The organism is Escherichia sp. 93.1518 (genome assembly GCF_013368915.2).
In the GTDB taxonomy this organism is placed as follows: Bacteria; Pseudomonadota; Gammaproteobacteria; order Enterobacterales; family Enterobacteriaceae; genus Escherichia; species Escherichia ruysiae.
Genome location: NZ_JABWMT020000014.1, coordinates 48581 through 73062 on the forward strand (window position 1 = coordinate 48581; position 24482 = coordinate 73062).

The 24482-nt window shown below is 51.6% G+C and carries 22 protein-coding genes; 17 read left to right on the plus strand and 5 right to left on the minus strand.

Annotated elements, in window-relative coordinates:
* The 5 genes from yceG (at window position 1) to ptsG (ending at window position 5189) form a co-directional block, all read left to right on the plus strand.
* Window positions 1–1023: a cell division protein YceG gene (gene yceG / locus HEN21_RS12440; RefSeq protein ID WP_176252523.1), complete on the plus strand. Its 1023-nt coding sequence runs from the start codon at window positions 1–3 to the stop codon at window positions 1021–1023.
* On the plus strand, window positions 1013–1654 hold the full coding sequence (gene tmk, locus HEN21_RS12445; protein WP_001257009.1) for a dTMP kinase: 642 nt from the start codon (window positions 1013–1015) through the stop codon (window positions 1652–1654). The genes yceG and tmk overlap by 11 nt, the downstream gene beginning before the upstream one ends.
* A complete protein-coding gene (holB, locus tag HEN21_RS12450; protein ID WP_176252522.1) occupies window positions 1651–2655 on the plus strand; it encodes a DNA polymerase III subunit delta' in 1005 nt (334 codons plus the stop codon). The genes tmk and holB overlap by 4 nt, the downstream gene beginning before the upstream one ends.
* 10 nt (window positions 2656–2665) lie before the next feature.
* On the plus strand, window positions 2666–3463 hold the full coding sequence (locus HEN21_RS12455; protein ID WP_000480283.1) for a metal-dependent hydrolase: 798 nt from the start codon (window positions 2666–2668) through the stop codon (window positions 3461–3463).
* Between the two features lie 292 nt (window positions 3464–3755).
* The gene (gene ptsG, locus HEN21_RS12460) at window positions 3756–5189 is read left to right on the plus strand and encodes a PTS glucose transporter subunit IIBC (RefSeq protein WP_000475698.1); all 1434 of its coding nucleotides are present in this window, start codon (window positions 3756–3758) and stop codon (window positions 5187–5189) included.
* A gap of 59 nt (window positions 5190–5248) precedes the next feature.
* On the opposite strand, the gene fhuE is transcribed toward ptsG, so the two are convergent.
* Window positions 5249–7438 (minus strand): ferric-rhodotorulic acid/ferric-coprogen receptor FhuE, encoded by a 2190-nt coding sequence (gene fhuE / locus HEN21_RS12465; RefSeq protein WP_176252521.1) that lies wholly within the window; start codon window positions 7436–7438, stop codon window positions 5249–5251.
* Between the two features lie 332 nt (window positions 7439–7770).
* Here fhuE and hinT point away from each other — a divergent pair, with 332 nt between their 5' ends.
* The 8 genes from hinT (at window position 7771) to HEN21_RS12505 (ending at window position 14043) form a co-directional block, all read left to right on the plus strand.
* Complete coding sequence (gene hinT, locus HEN21_RS12470; RefSeq protein WP_000807125.1) at window positions 7771–8130, plus strand: purine nucleoside phosphoramidase; 360 nt, start codon at window positions 7771–7773, stop codon at window positions 8128–8130.
* A gap of 2 nt (window positions 8131–8132) precedes the next feature.
* A complete protein-coding gene (locus HEN21_RS12475) occupies window positions 8133–8510 on the plus strand; it encodes a YcfL family protein (RefSeq protein ID WP_001225286.1) in 378 nt (125 codons plus the stop codon).
* A gap of 13 nt (window positions 8511–8523) precedes the next feature.
* Complete coding sequence (gene lpoB, locus HEN21_RS12480) at window positions 8524–9165, plus strand: penicillin-binding protein activator LpoB (protein ID WP_000164442.1); 642 nt, start codon at window positions 8524–8526, stop codon at window positions 9163–9165.
* Window positions 9146–9970, plus strand: a complete 825-nt coding sequence (gene thiK, locus HEN21_RS12485) for a thiamine kinase (protein WP_105287126.1) — start codon at window positions 9146–9148, stop codon at window positions 9968–9970. The genes lpoB and thiK overlap by 20 nt, the downstream gene beginning before the upstream one ends.
* Before the next feature lie 10 nt (window positions 9971–9980).
* The gene (gene nagZ, locus HEN21_RS12490; protein WP_000529325.1) at window positions 9981–11006 is read left to right on the plus strand and encodes a beta-N-acetylhexosaminidase; all 1026 of its coding nucleotides are present in this window, start codon (window positions 9981–9983) and stop codon (window positions 11004–11006) included.
* 22 nt (window positions 11007–11028) lie between these two features.
* The gene (gene ycfP / locus HEN21_RS12495) at window positions 11029–11571 is read left to right on the plus strand and encodes an alpha/beta hydrolase YcfP (RefSeq protein ID WP_000587922.1); all 543 of its coding nucleotides are present in this window, start codon (window positions 11029–11031) and stop codon (window positions 11569–11571) included.
* Between the two features lie 401 nt (window positions 11572–11972).
* Window positions 11973–13277, plus strand: coding sequence for an NADH-quinone dehydrogenase (ndh, locus tag HEN21_RS12500; RefSeq protein ID WP_105284888.1), 1305 nt, complete (start codon window positions 11973–11975; stop codon window positions 13275–13277).
* Between the two features lie 226 nt (window positions 13278–13503).
* A complete protein-coding gene (locus tag HEN21_RS12505) occupies window positions 13504–14043 on the plus strand; it encodes a glycine zipper 2TM domain-containing protein (protein WP_010350841.1) in 540 nt (179 codons plus the stop codon).
* Between the two features lie 61 nt (window positions 14044–14104).
* Here HEN21_RS12505 and comR read toward each other — a convergent pair whose 3' ends face one another.
* The gene (gene comR / locus HEN21_RS12510; protein WP_105284887.1) at window positions 14105–14737 is read right to left on the minus strand and encodes a TetR family copper-responsive transcriptional repressor ComR; all 633 of its coding nucleotides are present in this window, start codon (window positions 14735–14737) and stop codon (window positions 14105–14107) included.
* Window positions 14738–14977: 240 nt separating this feature from the next.
* Here comR and bhsA point away from each other — a divergent pair, with 240 nt between their 5' ends.
* Window positions 14978–15235 (plus strand): multiple stress resistance protein BhsA, encoded by a 258-nt coding sequence (gene bhsA / locus HEN21_RS12515; RefSeq protein WP_000800144.1) that lies wholly within the window; start codon window positions 14978–14980, stop codon window positions 15233–15235.
* Between the two features lie 80 nt (window positions 15236–15315).
* Here bhsA and ldtC read toward each other — a convergent pair whose 3' ends face one another.
* The 3 genes from ldtC to HEN21_RS12530 form a co-directional block, all read right to left on the minus strand.
* Complete coding sequence (ldtC, locus tag HEN21_RS12520; RefSeq protein ID WP_010350845.1) at window positions 15316–16278, minus strand: L,D-transpeptidase LdtC; 963 nt, start codon at window positions 16276–16278, stop codon at window positions 15316–15318.
* A gap of 143 nt (window positions 16279–16421) precedes the next feature.
* Entirely contained in the window at window positions 16422–19868 is a 3447-nt protein-coding gene (mfd, locus tag HEN21_RS12525) for a transcription-repair coupling factor (RefSeq protein ID WP_024195118.1), read from the minus strand.
* 127 nt (window positions 19869–19995) lie between these two features.
* Window positions 19996–21066, minus strand: a complete 1071-nt coding sequence (locus HEN21_RS12530) for an acyltransferase family protein (RefSeq protein ID WP_000810303.1) — start codon at window positions 21064–21066, stop codon at window positions 19996–19998.
* A gap of 260 nt (window positions 21067–21326) precedes the next feature.
* On the opposite strand from HEN21_RS12530, the gene lolC reads away from it, so the two are divergent.
* From lolC to lolE, 3 genes are read left to right on the plus strand one after another with little or no spacing between them, the layout of a single operon-like run.
* On the plus strand, window positions 21327–22526 hold the full coding sequence (gene lolC, locus HEN21_RS12535; protein ID WP_176252533.1) for a lipoprotein-releasing ABC transporter permease subunit LolC: 1200 nt from the start codon (window positions 21327–21329) through the stop codon (window positions 22524–22526).
* Complete coding sequence (gene lolD, locus HEN21_RS12540; RefSeq protein WP_001033695.1) at window positions 22519–23220, plus strand: lipoprotein-releasing ABC transporter ATP-binding protein LolD; 702 nt, start codon at window positions 22519–22521, stop codon at window positions 23218–23220. The genes lolC and lolD overlap by 8 nt, the downstream gene beginning before the upstream one ends.
* Complete coding sequence (gene lolE / locus HEN21_RS12545; RefSeq protein ID WP_001251372.1) at window positions 23220–24464, plus strand: lipoprotein-releasing ABC transporter permease subunit LolE; 1245 nt, start codon at window positions 23220–23222, stop codon at window positions 24462–24464. The genes lolD and lolE overlap by 1 nt, the downstream gene beginning before the upstream one ends.
* Window positions 24465–24482: the final 18 nt, after the last annotated feature.

Sequence of the window (24482 nt, forward strand, 5' to 3'; positions counted from 1 at the left end):
ATGAAAAAAGTGTTATTGATTGTTTTGTTATTGCTGGTGGTACTGGGTATCGCCGCTGGTGTGGGCGTCTGGAAGGTTCGCCACCTCGCCGACAGCAAATTACTTATTAAAGAAGAGACGATATTTACTCTGAAACCAGGGACCGGACGTCTGGCGCTCGGTGAACAGCTTTATGCCGATAAGATCATCAATCGCCCACGGGTATTTCAATGGCTGCTGCGTATCGAGCCGGATCTTTCTCATTTCAAAGCCGGGACTTACCGCTTTACACCGCAGATGACCGTGCGTGAGATGCTGAAATTGCTGGAAAGCGGTAAAGAAGCACAGTTTCCACTACGCCTGGTGGAGGGGATGCGTCTGAGCGATTACCTCAAGCAATTGCGTGAGGCCCCGTATATCAAGCATACGCTGAGCGACGATAAGTACGCCACCGTAGCGCAGGCACTTGAACTGGAAAACCCGGAGTGGATTGAAGGTTGGTTCTGGCCAGACACCTGGATGTATACCGCCAATACCTCCGATGTCGCGTTACTCAAGCGAGCGCACAAGAAAATGGTGAAAGCGGTCGATAGCGCCTGGGAAGGGCGTGCGGACGGTCTACCTTATAAAGATAAAAACCAGCTGGTGACGATGGCATCAATTATCGAAAAAGAAACCGCCGTTGCCAGTGAACGCGATCAGGTTGCCTCGGTATTTATCAACCGCTTACGCATTGGTATGCGCCTGCAGACCGACCCGACGGTGATTTACGGGATGGGAGAGCGTTATAATGGCAAACTTTCTCGTGCAGATCTGGAAACGCCGACAGCGTATAACACCTACACCATAACTGGTCTGCCGCCAGGCGCGATTGCTACGCCGGGGGCAGATTCGCTGAAGGCTGCTGCGCATCCGGCGAAAACGCCGTATCTCTATTTTGTGGCCGATGGTAAAGGTGGTCACACGTTTAATACCAATCTTGCCAGTCATAACAAGTCTGTGCAGGATTATCTGAAAGTGCTTAAGGAAAAAAATGCGCAGTAAGTATATCGTCATTGAAGGGCTGGAAGGCGCAGGCAAAACCACCGCACGCAACGTGGTGGTTGAGACGCTTGAGCAACTGGGTATCCGCGACATGGTTTTCACTCGGGAACCCGGCGGTACGCAACTTGCCGAAAAGTTAAGAAGCCTGGTGCTGGATATCAAATCGGTAGGCGATGAAGTCATTACCGATAAAGCCGAAGTGCTGATGTTTTATGCCGCGCGTGTACAACTGGTAGAAACCGTCATCAAACCGGCACTGGCAAACGGCACATGGGTGATTGGTGATCGCCACGATCTCTCCACTCAGGCGTATCAGGGCGGTGGTCGTGGTATTGACCAGCATATGCTGGCAACGTTGCGTGATGCCGTTCTTGGGGATTTTCGCCCTGATTTAACGCTCTATCTCGATGTTACTCCAGAAGTCGGCCTTAAGCGCGCGCGTGCGCGCGGCGAGCTGGATCGCATTGAGCAAGAGTCTTTTGATTTCTTTAATCGCACCCGCGCTCGCTACCTGGAACTGGCTGCACAAGATAAAAGCATTCACACTATTGATGCAACACAATCGCTGGAAGATGTCATGGACGCGATTCGCACCACCGTGACTCACTGGGTTAAGGAGCAGGGCGAATGAGATGGTATCCATGGTTACGACCTGATTTCGAAAAACTGGTAGCCAGCTATCAGGCCGGAAGGGGTCACCATGCGCTGCTCATTCAGGCATTACCTGGCATGGGCGATGATGCCTTAATCTACGCTCTGAGCCGTTATTTACTTTGCCAACAACCGCAGGGCCACAAAAGCTGTGGTCATTGTCGCGGATGCCAGTTGATGCAGGCGGGGACGCATCCCGATTATTACACTCTTACTCCCGAAAAAGGGAAGAATGCTCTGGGCATTGATGCCGTGCGTGAAGTCACCGAAAAGCTTAATGAACACGCACGATTGGGCGGTGCGAAAGTTGTCTGGGTCACCGATGCTGCCTTGCTGACCGATGCCGCTGCCAATGCTTTGCTGAAAACACTGGAAGAGCCTCCAGCGGAAACCTGGTTTTTCCTCGCTACACGAGAACTTGAACGCTTACTGGCAACACTGCGCAGCCGTTGTCGCTTGCATTATCTTGCACCGCCGCCGGAACAGTACGCAGTGAGCTGGCTTGCGCGTGAAGTGACAATGTCACAAGAGGCTATGCTAACCGCATTGCGCCTGAGCGCCGGTTCGCCTGGCGCGGCATTGGGGCTGTTTCAAGGGGATATCTGGCAGGCACGTGAGACACTTTGTCAGGCGTTGGCACACAGCGTGCAATCTGGCGACTGGTATTCGATGTTGTCGGCACTTAACCACGAACAAGCTCCGGCGCGTCTGCACTGGTTGGCAACTTTGTTGATGGATGCGCTCAAACGCCATTATGGCGCTTCACAAGTCACCAATGTTGATGTTCCTGGCGTTGTCGCCGCGCTGGCAAACCAGCTTTCTCCCTCTCGCCTGCAGGCTATACTGGGGGATGTTTGCCAAAGTCGTGAGCAGTTAATTTCTGTCACAGGCGTAAACCGCGAGCTTGTCATTACCGATCTTTTACTGCGTATTGAGCATTACCTGCAACCGGACGTTGTGTTACCGGTTCCTCATCTTTAAGAGAGACATTATGTTTTTAGTCGACTCACACTGCCATCTCGATGGTTTGAATTATGAATCTTTACACAAGGACGTGGATGACGTTCTGGCGAAAGCCGCCGCGCGCGATGTGAAATTTTGTCTGGCGGTCGCCACGACATTGCCCGGTTACCTGCATATGCGGGATCTGGTTGGCGAACGTGACAACGTCGTTTTTTCTTGCGGTGTGCATCCGCTAAACCAGAATGATCCCTACGATGTGGAAGATTTACGCCGTCTGGCAGCAGAAGAGGGCGTTGTTGCGCTGGGTGAAACCGGGCTGGATTATTATTACACGCCGGAAACAAAAGTCCGTCAGCAAGAATCCTTCATTCATCATATCCAGATTGGTCGCGAACTGAACAAGCCGGTTATCGTCCATACGCGTGACGCCCGCGCCGATACGCTGGCTATTCTGCGTGAAGAAAAAGTGACGGATTGTGGTGGCGTACTACACTGTTTTACAGAGGACAAAGAAACGGCGGGCAAGTTACTGGATCTCGGATTTTACATCTCCTTTTCCGGCATTGTGACCTTCCGTAATGCGGAACAACTGCGCGATGCCGCGCGTTATGTCCCGCTGGATCGGCTACTGGTGGAAACTGACTCGCCTTACCTGGCGCCAGTGCCACATCGAGGAAAAGAGAATCAACCTGCAATGGTTCGTGACGTTGCAGAATACATGGCTGTGTTGAAAGGTGTTGCCGTTGAAGAACTGGCGCAGGTAACCACCGATAACTTCGCCCGTCTGTTTCACATCGACGCTTCCCGCCTGCAGTCCATCAGTTGAATGAATTTTTTTTAAGCTCGTAATTAATGGTTAAAACGAGTAAAGTTCACCGCCGCAAATTGGGCGGTGGCTAACCATGTTTGAAACATCTTGACATATGTTTTGTCAAAATGTGCAACTTCGCTAAAGACCTGAAGTTGAAACGTGATAGCCGTCAAACAAATCGACACTGAATTATTTTACTCTGTGTAATAAATAAAGGGCGCTTAGATGCCCTGTACACGGCAAGGTTCTCCCCCCTTGCCACGCGTGAGAACGTAAAAAGCACCCATACTCAGGAGCACTCTCAATTATGTTTAAGAATGCATTTGCTAACCTGCAAAAGGTCGGTAAATCGCTGATGCTGCCGGTATCCGTACTGCCTATCGCAGGTATTCTGCTGGGCGTCGGTTCCGCGAATTTCAGCTGGCTGCCAGCCGTTGTATCGCATGTTATGGCAGAAGCAGGCGGTTCCGTCTTTGCAAACATGCCACTTATTTTTGCGATCGGTGTCGCCCTTGGCTTTACCAATAACGATGGCGTATCCGCTCTTGCCGCAGTAGTTGCCTATGGCATCATGGTAAAAACCATGGCTGTGGTCGCGCCGCTGGTACTGCATTTACCTGCTGAAGAAATTGCCGCTAAACATCTGGCGGATACTGGCGTACTTGGGGGGATCATCTCCGGTGCGATTGCAGCGTACATGTTTAACCGTTTCTACCGTATTAAGCTGCCTGAGTATCTTGGCTTCTTTGCCGGTAAACGCTTTGTACCGATCATTTCTGGTCTGGCTGCCATCTTTACTGGCGTTGTGCTGTCCTTCATTTGGCCGCCGATTGGTTCCGCAATCCAGACTTTCTCCCAGTGGGCTGCTTACCAGAACCCGGTAGTTGCGTTTGGTATTTACGGCTTCATCGAACGTTGTCTGGTGCCGTTTGGTCTGCACCACATCTGGAACGTACCTTTCCAGATGCAGATTGGTGAATACACCAACGCAGCAGGTCAGGTCTTCCACGGCGATATTCCGCGTTATATGGCGGGTGACCCGACTGCGGGTAAACTGTCTGGCGGCTTCCTGTTTAAAATGTACGGTCTGCCGGCTGCTGCGATTGCTATCTGGCACTCTGCTAAACCAGAAAACCGCGCTAAAGTTGGCGGTATCATGATCTCCGCTGCGTTGACCTCGTTCCTGACCGGTATCACCGAGCCGATCGAGTTCTCCTTCATGTTCGTTGCGCCGATCCTGTACATCATCCACGCTATTCTGGCTGGTCTGGCATTCCCAATCTGTATTCTGCTGGGAATGCGCGACGGTACGTCGTTCTCGCACGGCCTGATCGACTTCATCGTACTGTCTGGTAACAGCAGCAAACTGTGGCTGTTCCCGATTGTCGGTATTGGTTATGCGATTGTTTACTACACCATCTTCCGTGTGCTGATTAAAGCTCTGGATCTGAAAACGCCGGGCCGCGAAGACGCAACTGAAGATGCGAAAGCAACCGGTACTAGCGAAATGGCTCCGGCTCTGGTTGCCGCATTTGGTGGTAAAGAAAACATCACTAACCTCGACGCATGTATTACTCGTCTGCGCGTCAGCGTTGCTGATGTGTCCAAAGTGGATCAGGCTGGCCTGAAGAAACTGGGCGCAGCGGGCGTAGTGGTTGCTGGTTCTGGTGTTCAGGCGATTTTCGGTACTAAATCCGATAACCTGAAAACCGAGATGGATGAGTACATCCGCAACAACTAATCAGTAGAATGTTGGGGAGACTAAGGCAGCCGAATGGCTGCCTTTTTTACAGGTGTTAATCAGAATTGATACGTGCCAGTAATACTGAAATTACGTGGTGCGCCGTAGACGATAGAACCTTCCACATTGGTATCGTAGGTTTTGTCGAACAGGTTATTGACGTTCCCCTGCAACGAGAAGTTTTTCGTCACCTGGTAGCGGGTGAACAGATCCACCAGCGCGTAGCTACCTTGCTCGGCGCGGAAGGTGCCATACGGTGTCACGGTGTCGGTATACACCCGATTTTGCCAGTTAACGCCGCCGCCGACCGTCAACTCTGGCATGACAGGCAACCGATAGCTGGCAAACATTTTAACCGTGGTACGTGGCAGATTCGGATTAACGGCATTCCCCTCGTTATCTTCCGCCACATAGCGCGTTGCGCCAAACGTCAGCTGCCAGTTGTCGGTAATTGCGCCGTTAAGTTCAAATTCCACGCCTTTACTTACTGTCCCATCCACCGCTTTATAGGCGGTTTCGCCGTTACTGCCCGGGATAGGCATTCCGGTGGACTGGGCGACATTATCCTGCTCAATACGGAAGATGGCTAACGTGGTGGTCAGACGGCTATTCATCCAGTCTGATTTTAGACCCAGTTCGTAGTTGTTACCGGTGATTGGCGCCAGATATTTGCCCGAACTGTCGCGATCATTTTGCGGCTGGAAAATAGAGGTATAGCTGGCATAGGTCGACCAGTTGTCATTGATGTCAAACACCAGACCCGCATAAGGCGTAGTGTGGTTTTTCTCCATGCTGTAAGTCAGCGTATCAACCCGCCAGTTGGTATAACGTGCGCCGAGGATCAGATGCAGCGGATCGGCAAGGGTGACACGAGTGGCGGCATATAACGATTTCATATGTGTGGTATCGTCCTGCGCCAGGCTTTGCGGCGCCCAGTTAGTCTGCGGGAAGTTACCGTTGAAGTTGTAGAAACTGCCAATTTCATTGGGGAAAACGTTAGTCCAGGAGCTGAAATAGCGGTTGTTTTGTTTACTGTAGCTACCGCCGAGCATCAGATTGTGCTGGCGACCAAATAATTCATAACTGCCGTCGGCAAACAGATCCAGCGCGTCAACTTTACGTTTGCCACTGTTCCAGCCAGTGCCGCCAACATAATCAAATCCGGGGCCATAGCTGCCATATGGTCCCACCAGCGTTCCATCTGCTTTATTTACGTAGGCATCGACATACATCATTTTGCTGTCAAATTCGACTTCGGAATGGGTAGCATTCAGCGTCGCCTGCCAGGTATCGGCAAATCGCTGCTTCAGTGACAAAAAGACTTTGTTGATCTCTTTGTCGTTATACGCCCAGTCAGGCGCGGTACTGCGGGCGCGATCGTAACTGTTGCTGCTGCCATCGGTATTCCAGCGTGGCAGGCCGCCCCAGGTCGGGCTGTTAACATCAATACGTTGATATTCATAACCGGCAGAAAATGTGGTCAGCTCGCCCAAATCAGCATCCACAATGCCGGAGAAGAAAGTTTTTTCGCTATTGTAGCGATCCAGCCATAAATCGTTGTTCTGATAGCCGCCAACAATTCGTGCGCGGACTTTACCATCTTCCGTGAGCAGACTTTGTAAATCCGCCACATAACGTTCTTTGTTCCAGCTACCGTATTCCGCCGAGACATCGCCTTTAAATTCACGGCTGGTGGCGTGTTTGCGGACCATATTAATCGCCGCAGAAGGATTGCCGGTGCCGGTCATTAGCCCGGTCGCGCCACGCACCACTTCTATACGCTCGAACAGCGCCATATCCGTGAGTGCGTCGCCCAGATTCCAGCGCGATTCAAAATAGGTGGGGAGGCCATCGACCATATAGTTATCGATCTGGAATCCACGCGAATAATAGAGGGTGCGGTCGGAGTCGGCCTGGCTTTTGCTTATCCCCAGAGTGTTTTCCATCACTTCGCCCAGCGTTTGCAGTTGCTGATCTTCCATTCGCTGCTGGCTGACAATAGTGACCGACTGTGGAATATCACGTTGGGTCATCTGCATTTTAGTACCTACAGAGGTAGACGTTACGCTGTAATCATTTTCGTCATCAACTGGAGCATTGGCAGCCCCTTCAACAATCACTGTTTCTTCGGCGGTTGGCACGGCCAGTGTAGCGGAAGGAAATAAAGCCAGAGCAATGCAGGCTGCGAGCAGCGACGGCGTGGCTGCGGCTTGATGCTGATTATCCCTGTTAAATTGTGTCGAAAGCATCTGAAATCTCTTGATTTATGTTGTAGTCAGGCTCATTCCAGAGGAGGGCGATGAGCAGTAATATTTAGCGCGCTAATAATTTTTCATGGTAATGCAAATGAGAAATATACGCATTCATATTTAACGTGTAAACCAAAGAGAAAGTGTGTTTTCGGTTCATTCGCAGGCATAAAGGGGAATAATGGCGATGTATGCGGCAGTAAAACGGTTTTTGCTTAATAAATCGTGGGTTAAGGTTGAAAGAGCGGGTTTAACTCGACCATACTCTATACTCGCAGTGTGGCGCGGCGTAGCATGGCGCAACGCATGACTATTTGAAAAAGGAAAATGTCGTGGCAGAAGAAACTATTTTCAGCAAAATTATTCGTCGTGAGATCCCCTCCGATATCGTCTACCAGGATGATCTGGTAACGGCGTTTCGCGATATTTCGCCGCAAGCGCCAACGCATATTTTAATCATTCCTAATATCCTGATTCCTACCGTAAACGACGTCTCTGCCGAGCATGAGCAGGCGCTGGGACGCATGATCACTGTAGCGGCAAAAATTGCTGAGCAAGAAGGCATTGCCGAAGATGGCTATCGTCTGATCATGAACACCAACCGCCATGGCGGGCAAGAGGTGTACCACATCCATATGCACTTGCTGGGTGGCCGTCCTCTGGGCCCAATGCTGGCGCATAAAGGTCTGTAACGATGAGAAAAGGATGCTTTGGGCTGGTGTCTCTGGCGCTGTTATTGCTGGTGGGGTGTCGTTCACATCCGGAGATTCCGGTGAATGAAGAACAATCTCTGGTGATTGAGTCATCTCTTCTGGCTGCGGGCATCAGTGCAGAAAAGCCCGTTCTTTCAATGTCTGATATTCAGCCTTCTGCATCCTCGACGCTTTATAACGAAAGGCAAGAACCCGTTACCGTTCATTATCGTTTTTACTGGTATGACGCCAGAGGGCTGGAGATGCATCCTCTGGAAACGCCCCGCAGCGTTACCATTCCCGCACGTTCGGCGGTAACTCTGTACGGCAGCGCCAATTATCTGGGGGCGCACAAAGTCAGACTTTATCTATATTTGTAAGGGGTGAATCTTGATGACAAAAATGAGTCGCTACGCCTTAATCACCGCGCTGGCGATGTTTCTCGCCGGGTGTGTGGGGCAACGAGAACCTGCACCGGTAGAAGAGGTGAAACCTGCGCCGGAGCAACCTGCCGAGCCGCAACAGCCTGTACCAACCGTGCCATCGGTGCCGACGATCCCGCAGCAGCCAGGGCCAATTGAGCACGAAGATCAAACCGCACCGCCTGCGCCGCATATTCGTCATTATGACTGGAACGGTGCAATGCAGCCGATGGTCAGTAAAATGCTTGGGGCTGATGGTGTGACCGCAGGCAGCGTTCTGCTGGTTGATAGCGTTAACAACCGTACTAACGGCTCGCTGAATGCCGGAGAAGCGACCGAAACGCTACGTAATGCGCTGGCCAATAACGGTAAATTTACACTCGTTTCTGCCCAACAGCTTTCAATGGCCAAGCAGCAGTTAGGTTTGTCGCCGCAGGACAGTTTAGGCACTCGCAGTAAAGCGATTGGCATTGCCCGTAACGTCGGCGCTCATTATGTGCTGTACTCCAGTGCCTCTGGTAACGTCAACGCACCGACCCTGCAAATGCAACTCATGTTGGTGCAGACGGGTGAAATTATCTGGTCAGGTAAAGGTGCCGTTCAGCAACAATAATCCCATCACGCGCGACGAATTATTGTCGCGCTATTTCCCGCAGTACCATCCCGTCGCGACGTTTAATCATGGACTTAGCGGCGGGAGTTTTCTCATTGAACATCAGGATCTGCGTTTCGTTGTGCGTCAGACTCACGATCCTGATGCACCGCAGTCCGTGTTCCTGCGCCAGTATCGGGCGTTATCACGATTACCGGCATACCTTGCACCGAAGCCACATCTCTATCTCCGTGGCTGGATGGTGGTTGACTATTTGCCCGGCGAGGTAAAAACGCAATTGCCGGATACCGACGAACTGGCAGGCTTGCTGTATTATCTGCATCAACAACCGCGCTTTGGCTGGCGAATAACCCTGCTGCCGTTACTGGAAAGGTACTGGCAGCGAAGCGATCCTGCGCGACGGACAGCGGGTTGGCTGCGACTATTAAAACGTCTGCGCAAAATACGGGAACCACAGCCATTACGCTTAAGCCCATTGCATATGGATGTTCATGCCGGAAACTTAGTGCATAGTGCTTCTGGGTTAAAACTCATTGACTGGGAGTATGCTGGTGATGGCGATATCGCGCTGGAACTGGCGGCGGTGTGGGTGGAAAATACTGAGCAGCACCGGCAATTGGTCAATGACTATGCCGCGCGGGCGAAGATTAATCCGGCGCAATTATGGCGTCAGGTCAGGCGCTGGTTTCCCTGGTTGCTGATGCTCAAAGCAGGGTGGTTTGAGTACCGCTGGCAACAAAGCGGCGATCAACAATTTATCAGGCTTGCCGATGACACCTGGCGGCAGCTATCAATAAAACAATAAGGAGAGCAGTGTGGGTCCAGTAATGTTGGATGTTGAAGGTTACGAACTGGACGCGGAAGAGCGTGAAATACTGGCGCATCCGCTGGTGGGTGGGCTGATTCTCTTTACGCGTAACTATCATGATCCTGCCCAGTTACGCGAACTGGTGCGCCAAATTCGCACAGCTTCGCGCAATCATCTGGTGGTGGCGGTGGATCAGGAAGGTGGGCGCGTGCAGCGTTTTCGTGAAGGTTTTACCCGCTTGCCTGCGGCGCAATCATTCGCTGCGCTGTTGGGAATGGAAGAAGGCGGCAAACTGGCACAAGAGGCAGGCTGGTTGATGGCCAGTGAAATGATCGCCATGGATATTGATATCAGCTTTGCACCCGTGCTGGATGTAGGGCACATTAGCGCGGCGATTGGCGAGCGTTCTTACCATGCCGATCCCGAAAAAGCCCTCGCAATTGCCAGCCGGTTTATTGATGGTATGCATGAAGCCGGAATGAAAACCACCGGTAAACACTTTCCAGGCCACGGTGCAGTAACGGCTGACTCACACAAAGAGACGCCGTGCGACCCACGTCCGCAAGCGGAAATTCGCGCCAAAGATATGTCGGTATTCAGCACCTTAATCCGTGAAAATAAACTCGATGCCATTATGCCTGCACATGTGATCTACAGCGATGTTGATCCGCGTCCGGCGAGCGGTTCTCCCTACTGGCTGAAAACAGTTTTACGCCAGGAACTGGGGTTTGACGGCGTGATTTTCTCAGACGATTTATCGATGGAAGGTGCCGCGATTATGGGCAGTTATGCCGAACGTGGGCAGGCATCACTGGATGCGGGTTGCGATATGATCCTGGTCTGCAATAATCGTAAGGGAGCCGTCAGCGTGTTAGATAATCTGTCACCGATCAAGGCAGAGCGTGTTACACGTTTGTATCATAAAGGTTCATTTTCGCGACAGGAGCTGATGGACTCGACTCGCTGGAAAGAGATCAGCGCCCGTCTGAATCAGTTACATGAACGCTGGCAGGAAGAGAAAGCAGGTCACTAACCCTGGCTTATGTGAGGAAGCGATGATTATCTATTTACACGGTTTTGACTCTAACAGTCCGGGTAACCACGAGAAAGTTTTACAATTGCAGTTTATTGACCCGGATGTACGCTTGATAAGCTACAGCACTCTGCATCCGAAACACGATATGCAGCATCTGCTCAAAGAAGTAGACAAAATGCTGCAACTGAATGTTGACGAGCGCCCGCTAATTTGCGGTGTCGGGCTGGGCGGTTACTGGGCAGAACGGATTGGTTTTCTCTGCGATATCCGCCAGGTGATCTTCAACCCCAATTTGTTCCCTTACGAGAACATGGAAGGGAAGATTGATCGCCCGGAAGAGTACACCGATATCGCGACTAAATGTGTGACCAATTTCCGTGAGAAGAATCGCGATCGTTGTCTGGTGATTTTGTCGCGTAACGATGAGGCGCTTAACAGTCAGCGGACATCTGAAGAGTTGCATCATTATTACGAGATTGTCTGGGACGAAGAGCAGACGCACAAATTCAAAAATATCTCCCCGCATTTGCAGCGCATTAAGGCGTTCAAAACCCTCGGTTAAAAGCTATCGTCGGTCGCATCAGGTAACCTTGCTGGTATCTGATGCGCCCCGGATTCTGTAGGTTGGATGAAGCGTCCACGCCACAGCCGACAGCCGTGCACCAATGCCTGATGCGATGCTGCGCATTGTATCTGGCCTACCAAATGCCCTCCATATACGCCTCACTCTCCCGATCCAGCTTAAATAATAAACAATAATCTCTGTTTTTTGATCTCACCCGGTAAATCCGCCTATCTTTTCAGCAACAAAACTTGATTCATATCAATTTTGGTATGACCAATGCACCATTCATGTTATTCTCAATAGCGAAGAGCATTTTCATCACTGTAACCTGCTGTTAATTAAGGGCTATGCATATAACCATTAATTAACAATTGGTTAATAAATTTAAGGGGGTCACGTTGACTACGCCATTGAAAAAGATTGTGATTGTCGGCGGCGGTGCTGGTGGGCTGGAAATGGCGACACAGCTTGGACATAAGCTGGGACGTAAGAAAAAAGCCAAAATTACGCTGGTAGATCGCAATCACAGCCACCTGTGGAAACCGCTGCTGCACGAAGTAGCGACTGGCTCGCTCGATGAAGGCGTCGATGCACTGAGTTACCTGGCTCATGCGCGTAATCATGGTTTTCAGTTCCAGTTGGGTTCTGTGGTTGATATCGATAGAGAAGCGAAAACAATCACCATTGCTGAACTGCGCGACGAAAAAGGCGAACTGCTGGTGCCGGAACGCAAAATCGCTTATGACACGCTGGTGATGGCGCTGGGCAGCACCTCTAACGATTTCAATACGCCGGGTGTAAAAGAGAACTGTATTTTCCTCGATAACCCGCATCAGGCGCGTCGTTTCCATCAGGAGATGCTGAATCTGTTTCTGAAATACTCCGCCAACCTTGGCGCGAATGGCAAAGTGAATATTGCGATTGTTGGCGGCGGCGCGACTGGCGTAGAACTCTCCGCTGAATTGCACAACGCCGTCAAGCAACTGCACAGCTACGGTTACAAAGGCCTGACCAACGAAGCGTTGAACGTAACGCTGGTAGAAGCGGGCGAGCGTATTTTGCCTGCGCTGCCGCCACGTATCTCTGCTGCCGCTCACAATGAGTTGACGAAACTGGGCGTTCGCGTGCTGACGCAAACTATGGTCACCAGTGCTGATGAAGGTGGTCTGCACACTAAAGATGGCGAATATATTGAGGCTGATCTGATGGTGTGGGCAGCCGGGATCAAAGCGCCAGATTTCCTGAAGGATATTGGTGGGCTGGAGACCAACCGTATCAACCAGCTGGTGGTGGAACCGACGCTGCAAACCACACGCGATCCAGACATTTACGCTATTGGCGACTGTGCGTCATGCCCGCGTCCGGAAGGGGGTTTTGTCCCGCCGCGCGCTCAGGCCGCACACCAGATGGCTACCTGCGCAATGAACAATATTCTGGCGCAGATGAATGGCAAACCGCTGAAAAATTATCAGTATAAAGATCACGGTTCGCTGGTATCGCTGTCGAACTTCTCCACCGTCGGTAGCCTGATGGGTAACCTGACGCGCGGCTCAATGATGATTGAAGGGCGTATTGCGCGCTTTGTGTATATCTCGCTGTATCGGATGCATCAGATTGCGCTGCATGGCTACTTCAAAACTGGACTAATGATGTTGGTAGGTAGTATCAACCGCGTTATCCGTCCGCGTTTGAAACTGCATTAATCAACTTGTACTGGCGGATGCGGCGTAAACGCCTTATCCGCCCAGGATAAATGGTACGAGCGGCAGGCCTGATAAGACGCGTTAAGCGTCGCATCAGGCATTCCCTCAGACTCCTCCGAATCCTTAAGTATTTCCTGCTATTCCTGCGCTTTTCATCTTCTGTCTGATGGTTGTTTCACCCCTTCGATTGCATGATTGACATAACTGCAAAGAAGGAGGTGTTCCCGTGAATAAATCAATGTTGGCGGGTATCGGGATTGGTGTCGCGGCTGCGCTGGGCGTAGCGGCAGTGGCCAGCCTGAACGTGTTTGAACGTGGCCCGCAATACGCTCAGGTTGTTTCTGCAATCCCAATCAAGGAAACAGTTAAAACACCGCGCCAGGAGTGCCGCAATGTCACAGTGACCCATCGCCGGCCGGTGCAGGATGAAAATCGCATCGCGGGTTCAGTTCTGGGCGCTGTGGCTGGTGGGGTGATAGGGCATCAGTTTGGCGGTGGTCGCGGTAAGGATGTTGCTACAGTCGTCGGGGCGCTTGGTGGTGGATATGCTGGTAACCAGATCCAGGGCTCTCTCCAGGAACGTGATACTTACACCACCACCCAACAGCGTTGTAAAACGGTGTATGACAAGTCAGAAAAAATGCTCGGTTATGATGTGACCTATAAGATTGGCGATCAGCAGGGCAAAATCCGCATGGATCGCGATCCGGGTACACAAATCCAATTAGATAACAACGGGCAACTGATTCTGAATAACAAAGTATAACAAGGCTGTACTCTGCAATTTAGCCCCTCATTCGCTCAGGCTGAGGGGCTTTTTTTGCGTTTTATTTCACCAGTTCGGGCCATAAACGCAAAGTGGTTTGGGCAATCTGCATCAGTTTTTCCAGCGATGCGCCTTCGCGGGCGCTGATCGACATCCCCTGAATAATACAATTAAGGAATTCCGCCAGATGCGTCACGTCACAGTGGGTCGGGATTTCCCCGCGCGCCTGTCGTTGACATAAAAACTGCTGCAAAGTGCGCTCTTGCATCGCATGGCGTGATTTCAACGTATTGGCGATATCTCCTGAATCCGGGGAGAGCGTGGTGCAGTTGTTGATCATAAAGCAGCCAGCAGGGGTATCTTTGCTGGTAAAGCAGTTGGCGATGGCAGCGAAATAGTCAGTCAGCGCAGACACCACGCTTTTCTCTTCACAAAACAGTTGTGCTTCGTGCTTTGCGGCAAAACGGTCGATATAGCGATCCAGTACGGCGCGGAACAATCCCTCTTTATTGGTGAACTCCGCGTATAGCGTTGGCGCTTTGGCTCCGGTCGCTTCGACGAGATCGGCAAGAGAAGTTGCTTCATAACCGTGCTGCCAGAACAACTTCATGGCCTTATCAAGCGCGGCTTCCCTGTCGAACACTTTTGGGCGACCACGGCTTTTTTTTACACAATGTGTTGAGTCAGTTGCCATGATGCCGTTGTACCTTTTAGCTGTGAATGAATGGTTATTATAAAAATAATCACTTCTGTTCACCAGTCCAGAAGCCAGAAAAATAACTTCCATCTATTTAACTGAAATTTAAAGAATTTTAATTTAATTAATGAATGTTATAAAAAACATCTTGTATGTGATCCAGATCACATCTATCATTTAGTTATCGATCGTTAAGTAATTGCTTGCGACGCCATTCATCTGCATAAGGTCACTATTATGAAAAACGTGAAAACCCTCATCGCTGCTGCGATTTTAAGCTCCATATCATTTGCCAGCTTTGCGGCTGTTGAAGTTCAGGCAACACCGGAAGGTCAACAAAAAGTGGGTACTATCAGTGCTAACGCGGGGACAAATCTGGGATCGCTGGAAGAACAACTGGCACAAAAAGCGGATGAGATGGGTGCTAAATCTTTCCGTATTACTTCAGTAACCGGTCCGAATACCCTCCACGGAACGGCAGTAATTTATAAATAAGCATTAACCCTCATTAATGCCTGTTATTGCTGCTTTTTCCCCGCAACACCCTGTGCTGCGGGGATTTTTTTGCTCGCGATTTACAGCGTCTGTTGATTCACTTGATGACGGCGCACATCAACCGGCATTCCGGAACGCACGTCCATTACGCGCTGCATCACTTCGGCGTCAGTTTGCGCAGCATTTTTAAATGCCTGCATCGTACTGTTGAGCGTAATCGGCAACAATTGCGGATCGTCATCTATCTTCTCTGACAGCGGCTGATGCACTTCCACCAGACGTGCGCCGTTTGGTTCGGCGGAGACTTTAATCGGCGTGTTGATAATATTCACTTTGGTGCCGGGGCTGACCTGGCTGAAAAGTGTTTTGATATCGTCATCTCGCAAACGGATGCAGCCAGAACTTACCCGCATACCAATACCGAAATCGGCGTTTGTACCGTGAAGCAAATAGACACCGCCATAGGCCGCCAGACGAATCGCATGATGGCCCATCGGGTTATCCGGTCCTGCCGGAACGACTGGTGGAAGCTCAATCCCCTGGGCTTTATAACGGGCGCGGATGTTTGCAGTCGGCGTCCAGGTTGGGTTTGCACGTTTGTCTGAAACGGTGGTCACCATTGTCGGCGTCAGCGTATCACCCCCCAACTGACCAATGCCGATGGGGTACACGGTCACTGAATTTTTGCCCGGTGGGTAGTAATAGAGACGCAACTCCGCAATGTTGATCACAATGCCTTCACGCGGCGCGTCTGGCAGTAAAGTTTGCAATGGAATGGTTAACACACTGCCTGCGCGCGGTACATACGGATCAATACCGGGATTAGCCTGTAACAGAGCGAGGAAGCCGACGTTATATTTTTTCGCGATAGCTTCCAGCGAACCACCATCGTTTTCCACCACATGAAATTTGTTTTCGCCAACCAGACGACTACCCGCTGGCGGTAGCGGCCAGGTGTTGGCTTTTGCCGGTAGCGCCAGAGCCACGGCAGCGGCGAACGTAAAAAACGTTAGCCAGCGAGAAAAACGCGTTTTGATCATCACCAAAAATCCATAATAAATATAAGGTTATTGTAATAAAAAGATAAGTCTGAATTATGGATGGTGGCAGTGTCGGATAGTGCAGGGAAGTGCAAAGAATTTGTAAATGTTGGGGATGGGGGCGCAGAAACGCCCCCGATTTGCCATTATGCGATCGCGTTCTCTTCCAGTTCACGCATAAACTGGCGCACCCATTCGATACGTTTTTTCCGTTCGCCCAAATCCTGAATAAACTTCAGGCGCGTCGGGCCATCGAGACGATAGTGCTGTGGTTGCTTTTGCAGCAAACCAATCAGCCAGGCAGGATTCACGTGATTCTTCTCGGCAAATTCGATCACGCCGCCTTTCTCATTCCCTTCCAGCTTCCTGATCCCCAGCTTCTGCGCTTGCTGGCGCAGACGGGCAATATCCAGCAGGGTTCGCGCCGGATCTGGCAGCAGACCGAAGCGATCGATAAGTTCGACTTTGATCTCTTCCAGTTCGCTTTCCGTTTTGGCGCTGGCAATACGTTTATAGAACGACAGACGGGTATTTACATCAGGAATGAAGTCATCCGGCAACAGCGACGGCATCCGCAGTTCGACTTCCGTTTGCTGGCTGGTGAGATCTTCCAGCGACGGCTCGCGTCCGGCTTTCAGTGCATCGACGGCGTTTTCCAGCAACTCCATATACAGCGAGAAACCGATAGTTTCCATCGAACCACTTTGTTCTTCGCCGAGCAGTTCACCGGCGCCGCGAATCTCCAGATCGTGCGTTGCCAGCGCAAATCCCGCGCCAAGGTCTTCCAGAGACGCAATCGCTTCTAGACGTTTTTGCGCATCGGTAGTCATCGCTTTCGGATGCGGCGTCAGCAGCCATGCATATGCCTGGTGATGCGAACGTCCGACGCGGCCACGCAACTGGTGTAGTTGCGCCAGACCGAAGTGATCTGCTCGTTCAATAATAATGGTGTTGGCGGTAGGGATGTCGATCCCGGTTTCGATAATCGTGGTACAAACCAGCACGTTAAAACGCTGATGATGGAAATCATTCATCACCCGTTCCAGTTCGCGTTCGCGCATCTGCCCGTGACCGATGGCAATCCGCGCTTCTGGCACCAGTTCCGCCAGCCGTTCGGCGGCTTTCTGGATGTTTTCCACATCATTGTAGAGATAATAAACCTGTCCCCCGCGCAGAATTTCACGCAGGACAGCCTCTCTGACCACCAGACTGTCATACTCACGGACAAAGGTTTTAACTGCCAGACGACGGGCGGGTGGCGTGGCAATAATCGACAGATCGCGCATTCCGCTCATCGCCATGTTCAGCGTACGTGGGATCGGCGTTGCGGTAAGCGTCAGAATATCAACGTTCGCGCGCATCGCTTTAATGCGCTCTTTATGACGCACCCCGAAGCGGTGCTCTTCATCGACAATCAGCAGGCCTAAATCTTTAAACTTGACGTCACTTTGCAGCAGTTTGTGCGTACCGATCAGAATATCGATTTTCCCTTCCGCCACTTCCGTAAGGATTTGCGTCTGCTCTTTGGCGCTGCGGAAACGGGAGATCATTTCGATGCGTACCGGCCAGTTGGCGAAACGGTCGCGGAAATTGTCGTAATGCTGCTGTGCGAGAAGAGTCGTTGGCACCAGTACCGCCACCTGCTTGTGGTTCTCTACTGCCAGGAAAGCGGCGCGCATCGCCACTTCTGTTTTACCAAAGCCAACATCGCCGCACACCAGACGATCCATTGCCAGCGGCTGACACATGTCGCTAAGCACCGCATTAATCGCCTGCGCCTGATCCGGCGTGGTTTCGAACGGGAAGCTGTCGCAGAACAATTGGTATTGCTCGCGATCGTGTTTAAACGCGAAGCCCTCTTTGGCGGCGCGTTGCGCGTAGATATCCAGCAATTCCGCTGCCACATCACGCACTTTTTCCGCCGCTTTCTGCCGCGCCCGCGACCAGGCATCGCCGCCAAGTTTATGCAGCGGGGCATTTTCTTCCGCGCCACCGGCGTAACGGCTAATCAGATGCAGCGACGACACCGGGACATACAGTTTGGCGTCGTTGGCGTAAGTGAGCATCAGGTACTCGCCGGTAATGCCGCCAGCCTCCAGGGTGGTCATTCCGGCATAGCGCCCGACGCCGTGCTCCAGATGCACCACCGGCTGACCAATGTGCAGCTCCGCGAGGTTGCGGATCAGCGTGTCAGGGTTGATGGTGCGGCGTGAGTCCTGACGACGACGGGCAACGCGTTCACCGAGCAGATCGCTTTCGCAAATCAGCGCCAGATTACGTACCGTATCAACAAAACCATGTTCGGCAGCGCCAATCATCAGATAACGCCCACGGTCGCTGGCTTCATCGAGACGCATAATACGTTGTGGAGCTATTTTAATACGGGCGAGCAGTTCACCGAGTGCTTCACGGCGACCTTCACTTTCTACCGAGAACACCACCGGGCCGTCGAAAGATTCAAGAAATTTACGCAGCGCATCCAGCGGGGCTTTTTGCTGCGCCTGAACGGCAAGGTCTGGCAGTTTCTGAAAGCCTAAATTGGCATTCGCTGCTTTTGTCGGTAAATGTTCATTTTTTAGCTGTACACGCGGCCAGTTTTTCAGCTCTGAGAACAGTTCATCGACCCGCAGCCAGAGCGATTGTGGCGGCAGCAGTGGACGCATCGGATCGACGCCGCGATTCTCAAAACGCGCCAGCGTGTCAGCCTGGAAACGTTCGGCACTGTTTTCCAGATCGCCAGTATTCACCAGCAATGTATTGGCAGGGAAATAACTGAACAGTGGCGGCAACGGTTCGCTGAAGAATAGCGGTTGCCAGTACTCGATCCCGGCAGGCAATGTGCCTTTGCTCACTTGTTGATAAATATGTTCTGGATCGCGTTTTACTTCGAAAGAATCACGCCACTGACTGCGGAACAGTTCAATTGCCGCTTTATCGGTCGGAAATTCGTGTGCGGGCAGCAGGTTGATAGCTTCAACTTCCTCCAGCGTGCGTTGGCTATCGACATCAAATACTCGCAGGCTGTCGATTTCATCATCAAAGAAATCAAGACGATAAGGTAGCTCACTACCCATCGGGAAGAGATCCAGCAATGCGCCGCGCGTGGCGTATTCACCGTGCTCCATCACCTGATCAACATGGCGATAACCGGCGCTGTCCAGTTGGGTACGCAATGCATCTCGTGACAGGCGCTGACCTTTTTTCATCACCAGCGCATGACCGTGGAGAAAACTGTGCGGGCAAACGCGCTGCATAAGCGTATTCACCGGAACAATCAGTACGCCACGTTGCATCGTTGGTAACTGGTAAAGGGTGGAAAGACGCGAGGAGATAATATCCTGATGAGGCGAAAAACTGTCGTAAGGGAGGGTTTCCCAGTCCGCCAGATTCATCACCATCTGGTCGGTGAACTGGCTGATTTCATCATGCAAACGTAGAGCATTTTGCATATCTGGTGCAATGAGCACCACCGGTCCGGTGTGACGTTCGGCAATTTCCGCTACCAGCGTCGCGCAGGCAGCGCCGGTTAACTCGCCCAGCAGACGCTGTTCACCCGCTTTGACGGGCAGCGTATAACGATATTGTTCAGGCATAACGGTTGTCAGATTCTCGTTAGGATATGCCTCAACATATGGGGACATATCTCTGATAAGCAATGCTGTTCATTATCCGGAATCGACATGGTTTAGCAAATTGAATCGCCCCGGCTGGGGCGATGGCTTAGCGAGAATAACTGGTTGCAGGCAGAGAAGGCGGGGAGAACAACAGGTCGCTGAATGCGCGTTGTGAAAATTTTCGTACCAGCAAGCCAGCCAGTGTACAAATCAACAAACTGACAAAGGGATAAACCAGCAGGAGCGCCAGTTCGAGTTGCGGCGACCAGCGCGCCGCGTTCATTTGCGGAATCAGACTTAAGCTGAATATCTCTACCAGAATGCGATGGGTGGTGTAGATGGCAATGGTGTTGGAACCAATCACATTCAGCAGGCTGGAGGAGCGCATACCGAAACGCTGCTCGTACTGATAAAACAGCTTCATGATCACCACAATCGACACCAGCGACAACAGCAACGAAATATTAAACAACCAGGCACTGACCGCCAGAACGGCCAGCAGCGAAGACATCAGCAGATGGCGGCGCAACGGTACTTCTTTAACACAGGTCATTAATGTTGCGCCAAACCATGCGCCAAGGCTGTAATAAGGCAAATTGCGGATCACACTGTTCATTCCCCACCACGGCGTGGGAACGAAATTAACAGCCACACTCATCAGTACAAACAGGGCGAATAACGGCAGAGCCTGGCGATTAAAAATTTTACATATCACGAAATAGACAATTAAAGCGTACAGATACCACAAGCTGGTGCTGGCGGTGAGCATCCCGTGCAGGAATTCACCGGTGGAATCGGCATAAGCGGCATTGGAGGCATTGCTTAAATCGCGCTCAGGTGCCAGCCACTGATTCAGTGCGCTTAGCGCCAGCCACTGCACCACGCCCCAAAGCGCCAGCACCCAGAAGATGCTCCAGATGCGTTTATCGAGACAATTTCCCCACGGCACACTGTCGATATAGCGGCGAATCAAATAGCCGGAGATAAAGAAAAAAACCGGCATACGGAAGGGCGCAAGGTAAAGATTGAAATAGATCCAGCATTTACTCAGTACTTCCGATAACGGATGCTGAAAAGTGGTCAGATGCGGGTAAAAGGTGATTACCGAGTGATAAACCACCACCAGACAGATGCATAACCCTTTGATCTGGTTAATCCATAGTTCTTTTTGTTTCATCAGAACAACACGCTCTTTTATTTAACATGCTGTTGATCCTGCGGGGCGAATCGCGTGGTGTAATGCGTATCTGTCTGTATTTGGTTATTTTTCAGATAAAGATCAGGCCACAAGGCCGATGAGAAAATGAGACCCTTTAGCCGATTGATTTACTGATGCTTTTCAGATTAGCCCTGATGATCACTTACAGTTCAGGCGTTTACCCATCCTGCTTTCGCTTATATACTCGTGTCTTTGCTAACAGCAACCAGACGGATTTCATGTACCAACCTGTCGCTCTATTTATTGGCCTGCGTTACATGCGTGGGCGTGCAGCGGATCGCTTCGGTCGTTTCGTCTCCTGGCTTTCTACCATTGGCATTACCCTCGGTGTGATGGCACTGGTCACGGTATTGTCAGTGATGAACGGCTTTGAGCGCGAACTGCAAAACAACATCCTTGGCCTGATGCCACAGGCGATCCTCTCTTCGGAGCAGGGCTCTCTTAACCCGCAGAAACTCCCGGAAACGGCAGTCAAACTGGACGGCGTAAATCGCGTCGCGCCTATCACTACTGGTGATGTGGTGCTGCAAAGCGCACGCAGCGTGGCGGTAGGCGTCATGCTGGGTATCGATCCGGCGCAAAAAGATCCGCTAACCCCGTATCTGGTCAATGTGAAACAAGCCGACCTCGCGCCAGGGAAATATAATGTCATCCTCGGTGAACAGCTTGCTTCACAGTTGGGCGTTAATCGCGGTGATCAAATCCGCGTGATGGTGCCTTCTGCCAGCCAGTTCACGCCGATGGGGCGTATTCCAAGTCAGCGCCTGTTCAATGTGATTGGTACTTTTGCCGCTAACAGTGAAGTCGACGGCTATGAAATGCTGGTGAATATTGAGGATGCCTCGCGTCTGATGCGTTATCCGGCAGGCAATATCACTGGCTGGCGTCTGTGGCTGGATGAGCCGCTGAAAGTGGACTCGTTAAGCCAGCAAAAACTGCCAGAAGGCAGTAAATGGCAGGACTGGCGCGACCGTAAAGGTGAGCTGTTCCAGGCCGTGCGCATGGAAAAAAATATGATGGGCTTGCTGCTGAGCCTGATTGTCGCCGTTGCGGCGTTTAACATTATTACCTCGCTGGGGCTGATGGTGATGGAGAAACAGGGCGAAGTGGCAATCCTGCAAACGCAAGGTCTAACTCCGCGACAAATCATGATGGTCTTTATGGTACAGGGTGCCAGCGCCGGAATTATTGGTGCGATCCTGGGCGCGGCGCTTGGTGCGCTGCTTGCCAGCCAGTTGAATAATCTGATGCCGATAATCGGCGTCCTGCTTGATGGCGCGGCGCTGCCGGTCGCTATCGAACCTTTACAGGTCATTATTATTGCGCTGGTGGCGATGGCTATCGCGCTGCTTTCTACGCTTTACCCTTCCTGGCGCGCTGCCGCCACTCAACCCGCTGAGGCTTTACGTTATGAATAAGATCCTGTTGCAATGCGACAACCTGTGCAAACGCTATCAGGAAGGCAGTGTGCAAACCGACGTGCTGCACAATGTCAGTTTCAGCGTGGGCGAAGGCGAAATGATGGCTATCGTCGGTAGCTCTGGTTCTGGCAAAAGCACCTTGCTGCACTTGCTGGGTGGGCTGGATACGCCAACTTCCGGCGATGTGATTTTTAACGGTCAGCCGATGAGCAAACTATCGTCGGCGGCGAAAGCAGAACTGCGTAACCAGAAGCTGGGCTTTATTTATCAGTTTCACCACCTGCTGCCGGATTTTACCGCGCTGGAAAACGTGGCTATGCCGCTGCTGATTGGCAAGAAAAAGCCCGCTGAAATCAACAGTCGAGCGTTGGAAATGTTAAAAGCGGTGGGGCTGGAGCATCGCGCGAATCACCGTCCATCCGAACTTTCTGGCGGCGAACGTCAGCGTGTGGCGATTGCCCGTGCGCTGGTTAATAACCCGCGTCTGGTACTGGCGGATGAACCTACCGGTAACCTTGACGCACGTAACGCCGACAGCATCTTCCAGTTGCTTGGGGAGTTGAATCGCTTGCAGGGCACCGCTTTCCTGGTGGTTACTCACGACCTGCAACTGGCGAAACGTATGAGCCGCCAACTGGAAATGCGTGATGGTCGTCTGACGGCGGAACTGAGCCTGATGGGGGCGGAGTAATGGCGATGCCTTTATCGTTATTAATTGGTCTGCGTTTTAGTCGCGGACGGCGGCGTGGCGGCATGGTGTCGCTGATCTCCGTCATTTCTACCATTGGCATTGCACTTGGCGTGGCGGTATTGATCGTCGGCTTAAGCGCGATGAACGGCTTTGAGCGTGAACTGAATAACCGCATTCTGGCGGTAGTACCGCATGGCGAAATTGAAGCGGTGGATCAGCCGTGGACTAACTGGCAGGAAGCACTGAATAACGTGCAAAAAGTGCCAGGTATTGCCGCCGCTGCGCCGTATATCAACTTCACGGGGCTGGTGGAAAGCGGTGCGAATCTGCGCGCGCTTCAGGTAAAAGGGGTTGATCCGCAACAGGAACAGCGCCTAAGTGCGCTGCCCTCGTTTGTCCAGGGCGATGCCTGGAACAATTTTAAAGCCGGTGAGCAGCAGATTATTATCGGCAAAGGCGTAGCGGATGCGTTAAAAGTGAAGCAGGGCGATTGGGTGTCGATCATGATCCCAAATTCGAATCCTGAGCATAAACTGATGCAACCAAAACGAGTGCGCTTGCAAATTGCCGGAATTTTGCAGCTGAGCGGTCAACTCGATCACAGTTTTGCCATGATCCCGCTGGCGGATGCCCAACAATATCTTGATATGGGTTCCAGTGTGTCAGGTATTGCCCTTAAAATGACGGATGTTTTTAACGCCAACAAACTGGTGCGTGACGCGGGCGAAGTGACCAATAGCTATGTTTATATCAAGAGCTGGATCGGCACTTACGGCTATATGTATCGTGATATCCAGATGATCCGCGCCATTATGTATCTGGCGATGGTACTGGTGATTGGTGTGGCCTGTTTTAACATCGTCTCCACTTTAGTGATGGCGGTAAAAGACAAGAGTGGCGATATCGCAGTATTAAGAACGCTGGGCGCGAAAGACGGTTTAATTCGCGCCATTTTTGTCTGGTATGGATTGCTGGCTGGGTTGTTCGGCAGCTTGTGTGGTGTGATTATCGGCGTGGTAGTTTCGCTGCAACTCACTCCGATTATCGAGTGGATTGAAGATCTGATCGGCCATCAGTTCCTCTCCAGTGACATTTATTTTATTGACTTCCTGCCATCGGAATTGCACTGGCTGGACGTCTTCTACGTACTGGTCACAGCATTGTTGCTGAGTCTTTTGGCAAGTTGGTATCCGGCGCGGCGCGCCAGTAATATTGACCCTGCGCGAGTCCTTAGCGGCCAGTAAAGGCAGTACATTAAAACA